The sequence below is a fragment of the Marinobacter sp. DY40_1A1 genome, assembly GCF_016597815.1.
Lineage (GTDB): Bacteria > Pseudomonadota > Gammaproteobacteria > Pseudomonadales > Oleiphilaceae > Marinobacter > Marinobacter xiaoshiensis.
In genome coordinates this window covers 67474-84206 of the sequence record NZ_VCHA01000006.1, presented here as the reverse complement: position 1 = coordinate 84206, position 16733 = coordinate 67474, and the positions used below count along the sequence as shown (strand labels likewise).

The window sequence follows — 16733 nt, the reverse complement described above, 5'->3', positions numbered from 1 at the left end:
TGCTAAAGCCGCCTCATGGACGGCCCCGAGTGGAATGTGTTCGGATAATGCCAGAGATTAGCCTATTTGGCATTCGGGAAAAACAGCTGCTGCCCGTCCACCTTGAAGTCGGCAATCGCCTGCTGGCCGTCTTCGGAGATCAGCCAGTTATGCCACTGTTGTGCAAGGTCATGCTTGAGATGGGGATGTTTCTCTTCAGACATCAGCAAGCTGCCATACTGATTGAACAACACCTTATCACCTTCGAAAAGCAGGGTCAGGTTCTGGCGGTTACCAAAAGCCACCCATGTAGCGCGATCCGACATTACATAAGCATCCATTGCAGCTGCAGTATTGAGCGTTGGCCCCATTCCACTGCCCAGTTCGCGGTACCAGTCGCCGTCAGGATCAACGCCGGCGTTTTTCCAGTGCCTCAACTCGGCACGGTTGGTGCCGCTGTCATCACCGCGTGACGCAAACGGTGCCTCGGCCTTGGCGATCGCTGCAAAAGCCTCCTCTGCGCTCTGGGCCTGCCTGATATTGGCAGGATCATTGGCGGGGCCAATCAATACGAAGTCGTTGTACATGACATCGGCCCGCTCGGTGGCAAAGCCATTCTCGACAAAGCGTTTTTCGCCTGCGGTGTCGTGGACCAGAAGGCTATCGGCATCACCGCGACGGGCAATTTCAAAAGCCTGACCAGTACCCACGGCAACCACGCGAACCTGAATGCCAGTGGTGTCTTCAAACTTCGGCAAAATGGATGCGAACAGCCCTGAATTCTCGGTTGATGTGGTTGATGCCAGAGTGATGTAATCCTCAGCGCAAGCGGCAAACGCGAGGCCCATGCTGGCTACACCCGCGAGCAACAAATTTAACGTCTTCTTCATCTTGTTTTCTCCTTTTTTATTGAAGGGCCGAATTATTCGACCAGTTCTCCTGCCATGTACGCCTGCGCCTCTCGCGAGACGGGTTTTTCAAAAAATGCTTCGGCCGGGCTGTGCTCACGCACCTTCCCGCCCGACAGAAAAAGGATGTCCCCGGCGAGTCGCTTTGCCTGATGCAGATCATGGGTGGTCATCACAATGCGGGTTCCTCGCTGATGAAACTCATGTACGGCCGCCTCCACGGCTTTAATCGCCGCCGGGTCGAGCGCGGAGGTGGGTTCATCCAAAAACAGCACCTGTGGTGAAAGTACCCAGGCCCGCGCCAGTGTCAGGCGCTGTTGCTCACCGCCAGAAAGTACCCGAGCCGGCGTATTACAGCAGGCGGTGAGGCCGAAACGCTCAAGCGCATCGTGCGCCAGCTTTACGCGCTCTCTGCGGGGCACGTTATTAACTGCCAAAGCGTGAATCAGATTAGCAACAGCCGAACGACGCAAAAGCACAGGTTGCTGAAAGACCATCGCCTGACGAGGCCGAATCTCACCTGACCATGTAATCTGCCCCTGGGTCGGCAGAAGCAGGCCATGTGACAGCCGCAACAGAAGACTTTTGCCCGCTCCATTAGGACCCATCACAAGAGTGGGACCGGCGCCTTTGAGGGTAAATGAGCAAGGCCCCAACAGCACCTTGTCCTCATGGCTGAAGCTGACATCCTTAAAGCAGAGCTCCGGTGACGGAGACAGGATGGACGACGCGAGACGTGGAACCTGAAAGGCCGTCACCCTACCCGCCTCCTGGTCAACTCACCCACCAGATAGGCGCCAGCATTGATCAGCATCACCAGCGTGAGCAGGACAATGCCCAGACCCAGTGCAAGAGGCAGGTTACCCTTGCCGGTTTCCAGGACGATGGAGGTGGTCATTACCCGAGTAACGCCATCAATATTGCCGCCCACCATCATTACAGCACCCACCTCGGCACTGGCGCGGCCAAAGCCGGCAAGCAGAACGGTTAGCAGCGCAAAACGTGCGTCCCACAACAGAGTGGGCATCATGCGTGAGTGTGACATGCCCAGTGAAACAAACTGCTCCCTGTATTCACCCAGAAGCTCCTCCACTTTCTGCCGGGAAAGTGCTGCCAGAATAGGTAATACCAGCACCACCTGCGCAAATATCATAGCGCCTGGTGTAAACAGCAGCCCCCACTCTCCAAGCGGGCCAGCGCGCGATAGCAGCAAATACACCATAAGCCCGGCCACAACCGGTGGCAGTCCCATCAGTGCGTTGAGGGCAACAATCATTCCGCCGCGCCCGGGGAAACGCCATATCGCCACCGCAGCCCCCAAAGGGAAACCCAGCACTGCCGCAATCAGCACTGCGAGAAGTGAAATCTGAAGTGAGAGCGCCACGATCTGAAAGAGCGAAGCGTCGAGATTTAACAGTAGCGATAGTGCTACGTAAAACGCATTATTTTCCACAGCTGCGACTCCTTGATCTTGAGCATCGTGGCGCTTATGGATACGCTTTGCACAGCGTATTGAAAAATATGCAGCCCAAAACAGCCTTACGCTGTATTTATCCTGCAGGAGAGATAGATGCCCCTCCCCGCCTACCTCACCACGGCTGAAGCTGCCGAGTACTTGCGCCTGAAAGAACGCAAGGTCTATGACCTGGTCAGTCAGGGCGTTATCCCCTGTGTGCGTGTAACGGGGAAGCTTCTGTTCCCACGGCAGCGGATTGATTTATGGCTGATGAACCATCTGGAGGGCGACGATGCTGTCAGCTCTCCCATCCCTCCCGTTCTTGCCGGTAGCCAGGATCCATTGCTGGAATGGGCTTTAAAGGAGAGCAACGCAGAACTGGCTTTGTTATGCCAGGGCAGCGGCGATGGCGTGCAAAGACTGGTTGACGGGCGGGCAATGCTCGCGGGCATGCACATCTGGCATGCTGACAGTCAGAATTACAACGATCCTGACACCTTGGGCTTGAGCGGTATGCGTGATCTGGTGCTGATTCGCTGGGCAAAGCGCCAACAAGGGCTCCTGCTGGCAACCGATAACCCACATGGACTCGAGCGGCTTGGGGATATAGCACGCCCAGGCATACGCGTAGCGCACCGACAGCCAGACGCGGGCGTCAGTCACTTGCTGCAAAGCCTGCTGACTCAACACCGCATCGATGCCCGCCAACTTACATGGGCCCCTCACCCATCACTCAGTGAGGACGATCTGGCCTTGGCTATTCGTCAGGGCGAGGCAGATATCGGGATAGGGATAGAAGCAGCGGCGCGGCGCCAGGGATTGGCATTTATTCCCCTGCAACAAGAGCACTTTGACCTGGCGATGCGTCGACGCCATTATTTTGAATCGGCGATCCAACATTTGCTGGCGTTTGCCCGCAGTGCCCGCTTCAGACAACGCGCTGAAACACTCGGTGGTTACGATATCAGTGAACTGGGGAAAGTCGTCTATAACGCTTGAACAGCGCCCATAACAACAATACAGGCGGATTAATCATGCCTTCCGTGCATAAAAACCTGGTGAAAAACGCCAGTGGAGCCTTGGGGGATCTTGGCACTCTGATTCCCTTGGGTCTCGGAGCTGTTGGGGTGGCGGGGCTGGCACCGGTTCCAGTGCTGCTGGGTTTTGCCATTTTCTATATCGCGACGGGACTGTATTACCGCCTGCCGGTACCTGTGCAGCCTATGAAAGCAGTTGCTGCGCTGTTATTAACCACTCAGGTGAGCCCCCAGAGCCTGGTAGCCAGCGGTGTTCTCATAGGGGGCATATTGCTGATTCTCGGTGTGACCGGCTGGATTAACGGGGCCGCGCGCCTGATACCTCGATCAGTATTGAGCGGGCTTCAGTTGGGTCTGGGGCTAATGCTGGCCCACATGAGCGTCGGCCTGATGGCCACATCCTTGCCCTTGGGCATCGTCACGCTGGCATTACTGGGTGCTACTCTCAAGCTGTTGCCACATTGGCCTGCAGCGCTGATAGGGTTAATTGGTTCTGTTGCGCTCGGTACTTTGCTGGGCGCCCAAGGACTCATTTTTCCTGCGGCAGATTCGGTTGCTTTTTCATTGCCGGAACTACCGGGCTTTAAAGATTGGCAGCAAGGGCTCTCAACGCTGGTCCTGCCGCAATTGGCCCTTACGTTAACCAACGCCATCGTTCTGACGGCTTTGGTGGTTGGGGATTACTTCGGTGAGCAATCCCATCGCGTCACGCCCGCCCGGCTATCCATCTCTACCGGCCTGGCCAATCTCTTTCTGGTCCCCTTCGGCGCTTTACCCATGTGTCATGGAGCCGGCGGCGTGGCAGCTCACCACCGCTTCGGCGCTCGAACCGGCATGGCGCCGGTACTGCTGGGCACAAGTTTGCTCCTGATTGCCTTGATACCAGGCGGCCTCGCAATGATTGCGGCGATTCCGATGGCAGGTCTTGGGGCTTTGTTGTTCGTGGCAGCCGCTGAACTAGCCTTGTCCAAGCGCCTGTGGACGGCGAAACCCTCCTGCTGGCCGGTTATCGCCATAACAGCCGTGATAACCGTATGGACCGACCCGTTTTTCGGGCTTCTGGCCGGAGTCGCTGCGGAAACTGTTCGGACTGCCTTGCTGCGCAGGCGAAAGATTGCCTAGACGAAAAAACCGCCCAGGAACATAGCTCCGGGGCGGTTTTTGGCAACCAGGATGCAAATCAGAGATTGCTGTCCAGGAATGCCGCCAGCTGGGATTTGGACAGTGCGCCCACTTTCGTAGCGTCGACGTTGCCGTTTTTGAACAGCATCAGGGTCGGGATACCACGGATATTGAACTTGGGCGGAGTCTGCTCGTTTTCGTCGATGTTGAGCTTGCAGACTTTCAGCTTACCAGCGTATTCGTCGGCAATTTCTTCGAGTACAGGCGCTATCATTTTGCAAGGTCCGCACCACTCCGCCCAGTAATCTACCAGCACGGGCACGTCAGACTGAAGTACGTCCTGCTCAAAAGATGCATCCGTTACGTTTACAATATTTCCGCTCATTTCATTTTCCTGATTCATGCACTACAACAGGCTTTCGGCGGTTACACCGGCACCTGAATGCTCGTGCAGTTGACTGTTTTTAGGGGTGCCGTTGTTCGAAAAACACCCTTTCATCCCCATCACTTTATCGACTACTTTACGCGATTGGTCCCGCGTATGTGAAGCAGTAGATCCACAGGCTTGAATCCCTAATCTTCTGACCTCAATCAAATTGATCACCTTTCCGCTTGTGGCGCAACGGTGTATTGACTGACATATCCCGGAATTATCGCTTATAGTACGCGCAAGTTCTTACCAAAGGATCCTGATCACCGTGACGGACACTTCTTCCGCCGAAAACCTGGCCGCGCAACCAGACATGCTTGCGTCCATTGATATGGGCTCAAACAGTTTCCATATGGTTGTGGCCCGGCTAGTACAGGGCGAAATCCGAACCATGGAAAGAATGGGCGAGAAAGTTCAGCTGGGCGACGGCCTTGATGCCGACAACTATCTGACGGAAGAAGCCCAGCAACGCGGCCTCGACTGCCTGCGGCGCTTTGCCCAACGACTTAACGGTACGCCCCCTGAGGGAGTTCAGATTGTAGGTACAAATGCGCTCCGGGTGGCACGCAATGCCAATCAGTTTATCGCACGGGCAGAGGAGGTTCTGGGCTATCCGGCGGAGATCATTGCGGGGCGGGAAGAAGCTCGCCTTATCTATCTGGGGGTTTCGCACACACTCTCTGACGACGCCGGGCGGCGCCTTGTGGTCGACATAGGTGGCGGCAGTACCGAGCTGATAATTGGCGAACGCTTTGAGCCCCAGGAGCTGGAAAGCCTGCACATGGGCTGCGTATCCTTCCGGAACCGGTATTTTGCCGACGGCCGAATTACCCGCAAGCAAATGGATAATGCTATTACCCATGCCGAGCAGGAACTACTGGGAATTCGCAGGCGTTTTCGCTCAGTGGGATGGGAAAGCTCTGTCGGTGCATCCGGCTCAATCAAAGCCATTTGCAACGTACTGGCAACCCTGAAAATCACCGATGGCACCGTCACCTGGAGTGCCATGGAGGAGCTGCGTCGGCGACTGGTGGATATGGGCAGCGTCGAAAAACTCGGCGAATTGGGATTACGGCCTGATCGACAAAATATTTTCCCTGCCGGCTTTGCCATTCTCATGGGTGTGTTCCAGTCCCTGAACATTCAGGAAATGACCTATACCGACGGTGCCCTTCGGGAAGGCCTGTTGTACGGAATTGCCGGTAGAATCAAGCATGAAGATGTGCGGGAGCGCAGCATCTCAGCACTGCAAGAGCGGTATCAAGCTGACCAGAGCCACGGGGCTGCTGTGGAGGCAACGGCCGTTGCTGCATGGGGGCAGATTGCCGAGCATTGGGGGCTGAACACCCCTGCCGATGAAGAGGCACTGCGCTGGGCCTGCCGGCTGCACGAAATTGGCCTGGCCATTTCCCACAGCCAATACCATAAACATGGTGCCTATCTGCTGCGCTACTCTGACCTGGCGGGCTTCACACAACAGGCACAAATGGAGCTGGCGATTCTGGTGCGCGGCCATAGACGCAAATTCAGCTCATCCATTTTTGACGGGGTCGACCCCGGTGATCTGGAGCGACTCAGGCATCTCTGTATTCTTGTGCGGTTGGCCGTGCTGATCCAGCATTCACGAAATCTGGAGCCGCCACCCGCCTTCACGCTGGAGCCACGAGAAAACGGCCTGCTGCTGACGTTCCCGGAATGCTGGTTTGATGAGCGCCCGCTCACCTATGCCGATCTGATGAACGAACAGGAATATCTCGCAAAGCAGAACTTTGTACTCGAACTGGCGGGCGGCTAACCTGTTGCTGGGAGAGGTACAGCTACCCTCCCAGCTCCTCTTCCATAGCCTCGACCGTTTCACTAACCTCCAGCCATTCTGCTTCTGTGTCTTCGAGTTTGCCTTTCGCATCTGACTGTTTGGCCAGTAACTCCTTCAAACGGGCTTTCGAGGCATCACTGTACACTGCAGGATCGGCAAGCTCCGCTTCAAGATTGCTCAGCACCTCATTCAGGGAATCCATCTGCTTTTCCAGTGCAGTCTGGCGCTTGCGGTATGGACTCAGTTTTTGCCGCAAGGCTGCTTCTGCACGCTTGCGGGCTTTCCTGTCGTCGGCACTTTCTCCCACAGCAGCGTCTGGCTCAGCCCCTGCAATACCTCCAGGGTTCATGGTGCCGGCCGACTGCCGCTTTGGTGCTTCAGTATCGTCTTTTCGGCGATCTGCCAGCCAGCCTTCGTAATCTTCAAGGTCGCCCTGGTACTCCACAACGCGGCCATCATTCACCAACCAGAATTCATCAACTGTGTTACGCAGCAAGTGCCTGTCGTGGGATACCACCACGATGGCACCCTCAAAGTTCTGCAAGGCCATGGTCAATGCCTGGCGCATTTCCAGATCAAGGTGGTTGGTGGGCTCATCCAGCAAGAGCAGGTTAGGCTTTTGCCAGGCAATAACCGCCAGGGCCACCCGGGCCTTTTCACCACCGGAGAAGGAGCGAATAGGGCTTAGCGCCTCATCTCCGTGAAAATCGAAGCCACCCAAAAAATTACGAATGCTCTGTTCAGAGGCTTTCGGGGACAGGCGCTGCAAGTGCAGAAAGGGGCTGGCATCAAGATCCAGGGATTCCAGTTGGTGCTGAGCAAAATAGCCTATCGCCAGATGCTCACCGCAGGTTCGCTCGCCCGACAGCAGGGTGCTTGAACCGCCCTGCTCACCCTGCCCCAGCAAGGCATCCATCAAGGTGGACTTACCGGCACCGTTTGGTCCCAGAAGCCCTATGCGACTGCCCGGCAACAGAGTCAGATTGATGTTGCTGAGAATGGTGGTGTCACCGTGCCCCGCCTGCCCGTGCCTGATCGATAGCAGAGGGTTAGATACTTTGTCTGCCATTGGAAATTCGAAACTGAACGGCGAATCGATATGCGCAGGGGCAATCTTCTCCATCCGCTCCAACGATTTAACCCGGCTTTGCGCCTGACGGGCTTTGGTGGCCTTGGCCTTAAAGCGATCAATGAAGCGCTGTATCTCCGCAATTCTCGCTTGCTGCTTTTCAAAACCTGCTTGTTGTTGCGCCAGCCTTTCGCTGCGCTGAAGCTCAAACCCGGAGTAATTACCCGTATACACCTCCAGCTTACGCTGATCAAAATGCACCACGTGGGTGGCAACCCGGTCCATAAAGTCCCGGTCGTGAGATATGAACAACAGGGTGCCATCGTAGCGGCGCAGCCAGTTTTCGAGCCAGAGGCAGGCATCGAGGTCCAGGTGGTTGGTGGGCTCATCAAGCAACAGAAGGTCTGAGGGGCGCATCAGCGCCTGTGCAAGATTCAGGCGAATGCGCCAACCGCCAGAAAACGCGGATACAGGTCGGTCTGCGTCTTCATTCTGAAAGCCCAGGCCCCGCAAAAGGGCTTCTGCGCGTCTTGCTGCTGACCAGGCTTCATGTATATCCAGCTCGCCGTGGATGTGCGCAACGGCATTGTCGTCGCCGCGGGCTTCAGCCTGCTCAAGTTCTCGTTCAAGCCGGCGCAGATCAATGTCGCCATCAAGAACAAAGTCTCTGGCGCTTCGCCCTGTCGCTTCAACTTCCTGCGCCATGTGGGCAATACGGGTACCGCCAGGGAGTGACACACTACCCTGTTCGGGTGACAGCTGACCCAGTAATAACTGAAACAGACTGGATTTACCGGCACCATTGGCCCCGACAATTGCTACGCGCTGGCCGGATTGCACTGTCAGAGCGACAGAATCTAGCAACCAGACGCCACCCCGTTGTAAACTGAGATCGGTTATCGTTAACATGCGGTCATATAATCAACGTGAAATTGTCAGAGTCGGTTCACTGCCCATGCCAGCCAGCTTTCAAGCCAGCCAGGGTTTATCTATACAAACCATGGAGTTGCCGGCAGACCTGGAGCCAGACAACCCGCTTTGGCGATTTGCGCTGGCATTCTGGCAGCACTCGCTGGCACAAGAAACGTGTCTGGCCTTACAAAATGAGGGCTGGAGCGTAACACGAATTTTATGCGCGGGATGGCTTGCACTCAACGGCAGGGCATATACCGGTATCGAAGAGGCTACGGTAACAGAGTGGCGCGATCGTGTAACCGGCAGCTTGCGAGCCATTCGCATGTCGGTACCCAAGGCGCAGATAGCCTACAATATCCTGCGCACAAACCTTGCCAGCCTTGAATTGGAGGCTGAGCGCATCGAACTGGCTTTAGCCTGGCGGTCTTTTGCGGACCCGAAACCGGAACAACGCAACATGTACGTATGTGACGAGCTCATCCAGTCCAACCTTGCCGCTGCAGCGCCGGCCCCCGGTGTAATTCCGGAGTCCAGGCAGTTAATTAACGCGTTAGGCGACATTATGTCTGCCTTTGCCTCGGGAGATACTCAGCCATGCTGATCAAATGGCTTGTCCGGCTGGCTTTCCCTGCCCTTGGGCTGCTGATGCTACTTATGTTCTTTGGCCTGAATGAAGCAGAGCAAGCATCGGAGCCTGTCGCCAAAGAAACGCAGTCAGGAATACCTGCATTTGAAGGCTTGGTTCCCTCTCCAATCCCAACAGAAGGCCCCGACATTGTATTCAAGTGGAAGGATACTGATGGCAATTGGCATTACGCCGACCAACCACCGGAACAGGGTCCCTGGAACACACTGGCCATTGAAAGAATAGACAAGCAAAGATCACCCTCGAGAATCTCCAATCCTGAGACCGACTGGCAATCTCCTTACAGCGCGCCCTTCTCTCTGAGCCCTCCTGGCGCTGTTAACAATGAAAGTTGAGGGCCTACAGGCTCCAACAAAGAACAATCTGTAGCGCCTTAACATATGTTCAGTGGAATCTGCGCCCAGAACCCGCTACCTTTTCTCACCTGATTAAGCACAACTGCTGGGCCACGGCCCACTGCGCCACAAAACTGTCATAACCCAAAAGGATGATGTAATGAAAAAGACGCTGCTTGCATTGGCGATAACCGGCTTGGTTGCCGGCTGCTCAACGCCTCCTGAAACTCCGGCGGACCCACAGCTGGAATCCACCGACCAGAAAGTCAGCTACGGCATGGGCCTGGTGCTGGGCGAGCGCATGGGCAATGACCTGCCCAGCCTGCAAATGGATCAATTCCTCCAGGGTATTCAGCACGGACACGCTGGCGATGAAGAAGCCAAGCGCATGAGCCGCGAAGAAATCCAGCAAGCGCTGATGGAGTACCAGCAGACACTGCAGGAAGAGCAGAGCAAGCAAATTGAAGAGCTGGCCCAGAAAAACCGCGAAGCCGGCGATACCTTCCTTGCCGAAAATGCTGAGCGCGACGGCATCGAAACAACCGAATCCGGCCTTCAGTACGAAATTCTGGAAGAAGGCAATGGCACAAAACCAAGCGCAACCGATATGGTGCAAGTGCACTACACCGGCGAACTGCTCTCGGGTGAGGTTTTTGATAGTTCCCGTGAGCGGGGCGAGCCTGTGACCTTTGGTCTGAACCAGGTCATTCCCGGCTGGACCGAAGGCCTGCAGCTAATGAGCGAAGGTGCCCGCTACAAGCTGTATATCCCTTCTGACCTGGCTTACGGCCCGGGCGGAAGCCGCGCAATCGGCCCCAACGAGACCTTGGTGTTCGACGTGGAGCTACTGGCCATTAACCCGGATGAAAGCGAAGAAGGCTCTGCTTCCGAGTAATATGGCAAGCCGTCTTCAGCTGGGTTGAAGCCACAAAAAAGCCTCAGAGCGTTAACGCTACTGAGGCTTTTTTTATCCCTTTCTATTACCTGATCAAATCAGGCCGATGCTACTTTGTCTGCATGCACCGTGTGGAGATGCTGTATCAGGAAGTCTTCCATTTCAAACCGGCTTTCCAGGGTTTCGCCCAGATGAGAAAGCTGCTCAAAAAGGGCAGCGATGTCCTGTTCGGATAAATCACCCTCCCCCAGCTGATCGTTAAAATTGAGCGCTACTTCTGTGGTTTGCTCAATACGGGGGTATACCTTGCCGGCCAACTCCAGACCTCCATCATTGAACTCTCGGGCCTCCCTGACGAGCTGCTCGTATATTTCAAAGTGACCGGTCGAAACATAGTCCACCAATACTTCACACAAGCGGACAAACTTTTGCTTCAGGGCTTCTGTTTGCGAGAAGTCGCTTTCTCCGGACAACTCGCAGTAATGAACCAGCAACTCCTGACGATCCTTGAGCCAGCGGTCAATAAGTTCGCTGACACCACCCCAGCGCTCCCTGGCATTTCGGCAATTTTCCAACATGACACCTGCTCTCCGCTTGGAAATCCTGACATTCAGCCCCGGCGCTGATATTGATTAAGTCCACGTCAAGTTACCCCATGCTGGCTGCCGCTCGCAACCGTTTCAGCCCACCAGCCAGTTTTTCACGCGCCCCCGGTGAAAGAGCATCGTCAGACCCATAATCACCAACAGGACGAAAAACACAGCGCTCCATCCCGGAATGCTCAAACCAAGGAAGCGCCAAACCACGGCGGCGCAGTCTCCTGTGCCTTTGAGAGCCGTAGACAAGACTTCCATAAACGGCAGCACCTCAAGCATATAGTCCACAGAGGGACCACAGGCAGGCACCTGATCAGCAGGCAAGTTCTGCAGCCACAACTGTCGACCCGCCACGCCCAACCCGGCACCTGCCGTTACTGCCAACAGCAAGCCGTATACACGCACCCCCACTTCTCCGGGGCCATGTAACGCCGCCAGCAAGCTCACCAGACCCACACCCATAAAGCCAAAGCGCTGGAGCCAACACAAAGGACAGGGCTCAAGCCCCATTACGTGCTCCATATAAAACGCCACACCCAACAACCCGGCGCAGACAATAAAAACGAGTGCAAAGATTGCTCTTACTTTCACAAAGTTTCCTCAGTTTTACACAAATACGTTGTCCGGCCTGCTATTCTCGGATTATCCGGCGGAAACGCTGCTGATTTTGTCACTAAACCCTAAACCATAACGAACTGCAAGACTATGACACCTCAGCCAAAATTCGTTCTACTCAGTATCTTCCTACTGTTTTCAGTATTTTCTACAGCCTCAGCTGAAGAAGCTGCCAATGGAGAAGGGGACGCCACAGACAAAGCGGGTATCACCGATTATATTGCCATGGATCCACCGTTTGTAACCCACGTTGGCAGCCCGGGGGGCAAGCTGACCTATCTGAAGGCAGCGGTAAGCCTCAGGGCCTCTCAGCAGACAACTCGACCCGCAGTAGAAGCGCACATGCCACGGCTTCGGCATGAGCTTGTGATGCTTTTTGGTGAACAGACAGATACGGATAAGCTGACCACCATGGTCGGCCAGCAGGCACTACGGGAAGAAGCTAAATCAAGAATAAACGGGGTACTGGAAGAGCAGCAAACCGGTGAGACTATTACCGGCGTGCTGTTTACGGAATTTGTTGTACAGAAATAGTAAAAGTAAAGCGCGAACTGGCACGGGACCAGCGCGCTTCAGGCAATCCGGGAATACAGGCCACTATCCACGTTGGCGTTTTCTTCCTGGATAACCTCACCGGCATCTTCCCAGCCAGACTCCCAGGCGGCTACAACAACTTCGCCACGATAGGGGCAACGGGTTTTATCCATTCCCATGGACGCTGCCATATACCCCTGACGATAGGCTTTGTTCAGCGCCTCAACATCCCAGCCGAGCTTTATATCCCTTGCCATGCCAATTCTCCCTTAAGCCAATGCTAATGAATTTAGCACCAGCGTCAGAAAGTGACAAACATTTGCACACCTTCTGTGAAGCAGGCCCGCGGATTTTACAATTCTGTAAAATCCGCCTGATTCAAAACAATAGCCTATTCCGGTCAGGAGCGCAGATACTGCTCCAGAAAATCACTGAACGCCATGGTGTCTGACGCTTCAATCTGTTGTTGCTGCGCCAGCGAGTCCTTGGCCGCGGCAATAAATGAAGCATTTACAGCAGCGTCCATGCCTTCCTTGCGAAGTGTATTCTGGTGTTTGAGCGCCATCTCCATTGTCCAGTCCCGGTGGCCAAGCCCAGACGCCTGCATCGCATCAACAACCCTGGCAGACGGCACCTGGCCATCACCCGACAGAACACCTCTCTGGGCTGAAAGAGCCTTGCGGTAAACCTCTCCGCCACTCCAGCCGTCCAGTATTTCTGCCAACGGCTCAAGGCCATCCAGTATTGCCGTTGCAGCATCACCAATAGGCGTACGCTTGCCAGCCTGGCAAAGCGTTAGCGCATGATCTCGCCCTTTAGCGACAACATCTTTGTAGTTGTCATCCAACATGATGCACTCCTCATCACCGATACGCGGCGACTCGGATAGCAGACAGTCCAGCAGGAAGAGATCAAGGAAGTCGACCTGAGCCTCACTGACCCCTACTGGAGAGAATGGGTCGAGATCCAGACAGCGCACCTCGATGTATTCCACACCACGGGATTCCAGCGCGTGAATCGGCTTCTCTCCACTTCGGGCAGTACGCTTGGGGCGCACCGCACTGTAGTACTCATTCTCAATCTGCAAAATGCTGGTGTTGATTTGAATAAACTCGCCATCACGCTGAGTACCAATCGCCTCATAAGCCGGCCAATTGGTGTGAATGGCTCTATCCAATGTCTGGGTATAGGTGCTGAGCTTGTTGAAACAGATATTCAACGACGACTGGGCGTTGTTGTGGTATCCCAGATCGCTCATGCGCAGGGAGGTGGCATTTTCGCCAAACCAGCTCCGCTCACCCAGCCGGGTCAGGTCATGACGGACTCCGTCTACAAAACTCGCATCCAGGGCCGGCGAGGCACCGAACAAAAGCATCAGCATCCAACTTCTACGGCGAAAATTGCGAATCAGCCAAAAATACTGATCAGACTTGAAGTCTTTCATGCTTTGCTGGTCACCCAGCGCGCGCTGCCAGATTTCCATAAAGCTGTCAGGTAACGAGAGGTTGTAGTGGGTGCCGGCGATGCTTTGCATCATGCGCCCGTACCGCACTGCCAACCCCTGACGATATACATGCTTCATCCGGCCGGTATTGGACGAGCCATATTCCGCAATAGGGATACTGGCGTCGCCATTTAGCTCGCAAGGCATGCTGGCCGGCCAAAAAACCTCATCGCCCAGGTTCTGTTGTACGAACCGATGGGTATTGCGAAGAGACTCCATCATCTCGGACGTGCTGCTGCACACAGGCGTTATAAGTTCCAGCAAGGCTTCGGAATAGTCCGTTGTAATGCTCGGATGCGTTAGCGCAGAGCCCAGGGCCTCCGGATGTGGTGTTTGTGCAATGAAACCGTTGCGGTCAACGCGCAAACCTTCTTTCTCTACCCCTTTCAGAAATCCGTTCCAGTCGCTGGCTGCGAACTGGCGGAATACAGAGTGGCGGGATTCGGCCATGATTGACTCCTGCTGCAACCGGCTGTGCCTTGTGGGCGGTGCCGGCTGTTGGAAATAGTTGAAACGGCTTAACGCTTGTCTTTGCGAGCCGATGCAAATGCCTGGGCCAGTGCGCCTCCCATGGCACTCTGCCCGGCACCCGAACCTGCATTTTTATTCTGACCCTGCGGCGCAGAACGTCCTGCCGACTGACCGCCACGATTATCAGCGGACTTGCCCGAAGCCGAGCGTTTCGAATCTGCCTTTTCACCTGGCTGGTCGTCCATCCGCATGGACAGGGCGATCCGTTTACGGGGGATATCCACTTCCATCACTTTGACCTTAACAATGTCCCCGGCTTTGACGACTTCCCGGGGGTCTTTGATAAAGGTATGGGAAAGTGCCGATATATGCACCAGCCCGTCCTGATGGACGCCAATGTCTACAAACGCCCCAAAATTGGTCACGTTGGTAACAGAACCTTCCAGAATCATGCCTGGCACGAGATCACCCAGTGTTTCCACGCCTTCTTCAAAGCTTGCGGAACGGAATTCGGGGCGCGGATCGCGACCAGGCTTTTCAAGCTCGGAGAGAATATCCCGAATGGTCGGCACACCGAACTGATCTGTTACGTAATCCTGGGGATTCAGACCACGCAGAAACGCGGAATCCCCAACAATATTCTCAACTTTCCGATTGTTCTTTGCCGCGATGCGCTCAACCACCCCGTATGCTTCCGGGTGCACAGATGAGCGGTCCAGCGGGTTCTCACCGCTGGCAATACGCAGAAAGCCTGCGGCCTGCTCGAACGTGCGTGCGCCAAGGCGGGGTACTTTCAGCAGCTGCTTGCGGTTGCGGAACATGCCGTTCTGGTTGCGGTATTCGATGATGTTCTGCGCAATGGTCTGATTCAGTCCTGACACTCGCGCCAACAAAGGCGTAGAGGCCGTATTCAAATCAACACCAACACCGTTAACGCAATCTTCAACAACGGCATCCAGGCTACGGGAAAGCTGAACCTGGGATACGTCGTGCTGATACTGACCAACACCAATGGACTTGGGTTCAATTTTTACCAGCTCGGCCAGTGGGTCCTGCAACCGTCTGGCGATGGAAACAGCACCACGGATGGTCACATCCAGGTCAGGCAGTTCTTTGGAGGCAAACTCTGAAGCGGAATAAATAGAAGCACCGGACTCACTTACAACTATTCGCGCCAGCTTGAGCTCCGGATAGCGCTTGCTGAGATCAGCCACCAGCTTTTCGGTTTCACGGGAGGCTGTGCCATTACCGATGGCCACCAACTCAATTTTGTATTCACGACACCAGGCCGCGAGTTTCTCAATGGAGCTGTCCCACTGGTTCTTGGGCGCATGGGGGAAGATAGCCCCATGCCCTGCCACCTGGCCAGTACCATCAATGATGGCGACCTTAACGCCGGTGCGTAACCCGGGGTCCAGGCCAAGGGTCGGACGGGGCCCAGCAGGCGCCAGCAACAGCAAATCTTTCAGGTTGGCAGCAAATACGTTGATGGCTTCGGTTTCAGCCGCTTCACGTACCTGGGTCATGAGATCTGTCTCGATTTGTGTGGACAGCTTTACCCGCCAGGTCCAGCGCACAACGTCTGACAGCCATTTATCGGCAGCGCGGCCGTTATCGCGGATATTCCAGCGCGCGGCAATCCGCTGCTCCGCTGGATGCGGCTGGCGACGGTCATCCTCCACATCGCCTACAACCAGGTTATAGGTGAGAACGCCTTCGTTGCGACCACGAAGTATGGCCAGCGCCCGGTGTGAAGGCACCTTTTTCAAAGGCTCTACATGATCGAAGTAATCACGGAACTTGGCACCTTCGTTCTCTTTACCTTCAATCACGGTGACCTTTAACTGGCCTTGATTCCAGATGAGGTCACGCAGTTCACCCAAAAGTTCTGCATCTTCGGCGAAGCGCTCCATCAGGATAAAGCGGGCGCCATCGAGCGCGGCTTTGGTGTCTGCAACACCGGCATCAGCATTGATATAGCCTTCAGCGGTTGCTTCCGGCTCAAGGGTGGGATCGCCGTAAAGGGCGTCGGCCAGAGGTTCAAGGCCTGCCTCCCGGGCAATCTGAGCCTTGGTACGGCGTTTTGGCTTGTAAGGAAGGTACAAGTCTTCCAGCCGGTTCTTTGCATCCGCACTTTCAATGCTGCTGCGCAGTTCGTCGGTCAGCTTGCCCTGTTCTTCAATGCTCTTGAGGATGGTGCTGCGGCGGTCTTCCAGTTCCCGGAGATAGCGCAGGCGCTCTTCAAGCGACCGCAACTGGCTGTCATCCAGAGAACCCGTCACCTCTTTACGGTAGCGGGCAATAAACGGAACGGTGGAACCTTCGTCCAGCAGGGCGACGGTGGCATTAACCTGTTGCTCGCGTACGCCGAGTTCGTCAGCTATGCGCCTGGAGATACTGTTCAT

The 16733-nt window shown here is 55.3% G+C and carries 17 protein-coding genes; 7 read left to right on the top strand and 10 right to left on the bottom strand.

Annotation, left to right across the window (positions count from 1 at the left end):
- Positions 1–62: 62 nt before the first annotated feature.
- From FFI61_RS15370 to FFI61_RS15360, 3 genes are read right to left on the bottom strand one after another with little or no spacing between them, the layout of a single operon-like run.
- Entirely contained in the window at positions 63–869 is an 807-nt protein-coding gene (locus tag FFI61_RS15370; protein WP_200371647.1) for a substrate-binding domain-containing protein, read from the bottom strand.
- Between the two features lie 32 nt (positions 870–901).
- Positions 902–1645 carry an ATP-binding cassette domain-containing protein gene (locus tag FFI61_RS15365; protein ID WP_200203248.1) on the bottom strand — a complete coding sequence of 248 codons (744 nt, stop codon included), beginning with the start codon at positions 1643–1645 and terminating at the stop codon, positions 902–904.
- A complete protein-coding gene (locus tag FFI61_RS15360; protein ID WP_200203246.1) occupies positions 1642–2340 on the bottom strand; it encodes an ABC transporter permease in 699 nt (232 codons plus the stop codon). The genes FFI61_RS15365 and FFI61_RS15360 overlap by 4 nt, the downstream gene beginning before the upstream one ends.
- Positions 2341–2457: 117 nt before the next feature.
- Between FFI61_RS15360 and FFI61_RS15355 the strand changes: the two genes are divergently transcribed.
- Positions 2458–3342 (top strand): helix-turn-helix transcriptional regulator, encoded by an 885-nt coding sequence (locus tag FFI61_RS15355; RefSeq protein WP_200371646.1) that lies wholly within the window; start codon positions 2458–2460, stop codon positions 3340–3342.
- Between the two features lie 35 nt (positions 3343–3377).
- The gene (locus FFI61_RS15350) at positions 3378–4502 is read left to right on the top strand and encodes a putative sulfate/molybdate transporter (RefSeq protein ID WP_200203242.1); all 1125 of its coding nucleotides are present in this window, start codon (positions 3378–3380) and stop codon (positions 4500–4502) included.
- A gap of 58 nt (positions 4503–4560) precedes the next feature.
- Here the strand turns inward: FFI61_RS15350 and trxA are convergent, their stop codons facing one another.
- Entirely contained in the window at positions 4561–4887 is a 327-nt protein-coding gene (gene trxA, locus FFI61_RS15345; RefSeq protein WP_100639177.1) for a thioredoxin TrxA, read from the bottom strand.
- Between the two features lie 358 nt (positions 4888–5245).
- Between trxA and ppx the strand changes: the two genes are divergently transcribed.
- Positions 5246–6727 (top strand): exopolyphosphatase, encoded by a 1482-nt coding sequence (gene ppx, locus FFI61_RS15340; protein ID WP_227714996.1) that lies wholly within the window; start codon positions 5246–5248, stop codon positions 6725–6727.
- Between the two features lie 22 nt (positions 6728–6749).
- On the opposite strand, the gene FFI61_RS15335 is transcribed toward ppx, so the two are convergent.
- Entirely contained in the window at positions 6750–8726 is a 1977-nt protein-coding gene (locus FFI61_RS15335) for an ATP-binding cassette domain-containing protein (protein ID WP_200371645.1), read from the bottom strand.
- 46 nt (positions 8727–8772) lie between these two features.
- On the opposite strand from FFI61_RS15335, the gene FFI61_RS15330 reads away from it, so the two are divergent.
- From FFI61_RS15330 to FFI61_RS15320, 3 genes are all read left to right on the top strand, one after another.
- A complete protein-coding gene (locus FFI61_RS15330; RefSeq protein ID WP_227714974.1) occupies positions 8773–9333 on the top strand; it encodes a DUF2390 domain-containing protein in 561 nt (186 codons plus the stop codon).
- Complete coding sequence (locus FFI61_RS15325) at positions 9327–9713, top strand: DUF4124 domain-containing protein (RefSeq protein WP_200203228.1); 387 nt, start codon at positions 9327–9329, stop codon at positions 9711–9713. The genes FFI61_RS15330 and FFI61_RS15325 overlap by 7 nt, the downstream gene beginning before the upstream one ends.
- Before the next feature lie 160 nt (positions 9714–9873).
- A complete protein-coding gene (locus FFI61_RS15320) occupies positions 9874–10608 on the top strand; it encodes an FKBP-type peptidyl-prolyl cis-trans isomerase (protein ID WP_200371644.1) in 735 nt (244 codons plus the stop codon).
- A 98-nt stretch (positions 10609–10706) separates the two neighbouring features.
- On the opposite strand, the gene rsd is transcribed toward FFI61_RS15320, so the two are convergent.
- Positions 10707–11186 (bottom strand): sigma D regulator, encoded by a 480-nt coding sequence (rsd, locus tag FFI61_RS15315; protein WP_200203224.1) that lies wholly within the window; start codon positions 11184–11186, stop codon positions 10707–10709.
- Between the two features lie 102 nt (positions 11187–11288).
- Entirely contained in the window at positions 11289–11795 is a 507-nt protein-coding gene (locus FFI61_RS15310; protein WP_200203222.1) for a disulfide bond formation protein B, read from the bottom strand.
- 96 nt (positions 11796–11891) lie between these two features.
- Between FFI61_RS15310 and FFI61_RS15305 the strand changes: the two genes are divergently transcribed.
- Positions 11892–12353, top strand: a complete 462-nt coding sequence (locus FFI61_RS15305) for a flagellar basal body-associated FliL family protein (protein WP_413785039.1) — start codon at positions 11892–11894, stop codon at positions 12351–12353.
- Between the two features lie 38 nt (positions 12354–12391).
- Here the strand turns inward: FFI61_RS15305 and rmf are convergent, their stop codons facing one another.
- The 3 genes from rmf to FFI61_RS15290 all read right to left on the bottom strand — a co-directional run bounded on the left by rmf (position 12392) and on the right by FFI61_RS15290 (position 16733).
- Entirely contained in the window at positions 12392–12610 is a 219-nt protein-coding gene (rmf, locus tag FFI61_RS15300) for a ribosome modulation factor (RefSeq protein ID WP_200203218.1), read from the bottom strand.
- Between the two features lie 143 nt (positions 12611–12753).
- The gene (gene gshA, locus FFI61_RS15295) at positions 12754–14307 is read right to left on the bottom strand and encodes a glutamate--cysteine ligase (protein WP_200371642.1); all 1554 of its coding nucleotides are present in this window, start codon (positions 14305–14307) and stop codon (positions 12754–12756) included.
- Between the two features lie 68 nt (positions 14308–14375).
- Positions 14376–16733 carry a Tex family protein gene (locus tag FFI61_RS15290; RefSeq protein ID WP_200371640.1) on the bottom strand — a complete coding sequence of 786 codons (2358 nt, stop codon included), beginning with the start codon at positions 16731–16733 and terminating at the stop codon, positions 14376–14378.

Bases quoted from the DNA above. Each gene is read 5' to 3' on its own strand.
- FFI61_RS15325 (WP_200203228.1), top strand. From the start codon at position 9,327: ATGCTGATCAAATGGCTTGTCCGGCTGGCTTTCCCTGCCCTTGGGCTG.
- rmf (WP_200203218.1), bottom strand. From the start codon at position 12,610: ATGGCAAGGGATATAAAGCTCGGCTGGGATGTTGAGGCGCTGAACAAA.
- FFI61_RS15290 (WP_200371640.1), bottom strand. From the start codon at position 16,733: ATGAACAGTATCTCCAGGCGCATAGCTGACGAACTCGGCGTACGCGAG.
- ppx (WP_227714996.1), top strand. From the start codon at position 5,246: ATGCTTGCGTCCATTGATATGGGCTCAAACAGTTTCCATATGGTTGTG.
- FFI61_RS15350 (WP_200203242.1), top strand. From the start codon at position 3,378: ATGCCTTCCGTGCATAAAAACCTGGTGAAAAACGCCAGTGGAGCCTTG.
- FFI61_RS15355 (WP_200371646.1), top strand. From the start codon at position 2,458: ATGCCCCTCCCCGCCTACCTCACCACGGCTGAAGCTGCCGAGTACTTG.
- gshA (WP_200371642.1), bottom strand. From the start codon at position 14,307: ATGGCCGAATCCCGCCACTCTGTATTCCGCCAGTTCGCAGCCAGCGAC.
- FFI61_RS15370 (WP_200371647.1), bottom strand. From the start codon at position 869: ATGAAGAAGACGTTAAATTTGTTGCTCGCGGGTGTAGCCAGCATGGGC.
- trxA (WP_100639177.1), bottom strand. From the start codon at position 4,887: ATGAGCGGAAATATTGTAAACGTAACGGATGCATCTTTTGAGCAGGAC.
- rsd (WP_200203224.1), bottom strand. From the start codon at position 11,186: ATGTTGGAAAATTGCCGAAATGCCAGGGAGCGCTGGGGTGGTGTCAGC.
- FFI61_RS15320 (WP_200371644.1), top strand. From the start codon at position 9,874: ATGAAAAAGACGCTGCTTGCATTGGCGATAACCGGCTTGGTTGCCGGC.
- FFI61_RS15330 (WP_227714974.1), top strand. From the start codon at position 8,773: ATGCCAGCCAGCTTTCAAGCCAGCCAGGGTTTATCTATACAAACCATG.
- FFI61_RS15335 (WP_200371645.1), bottom strand. From the start codon at position 8,726: ATGTTAACGATAACCGATCTCAGTTTACAACGGGGTGGCGTCTGGTTG.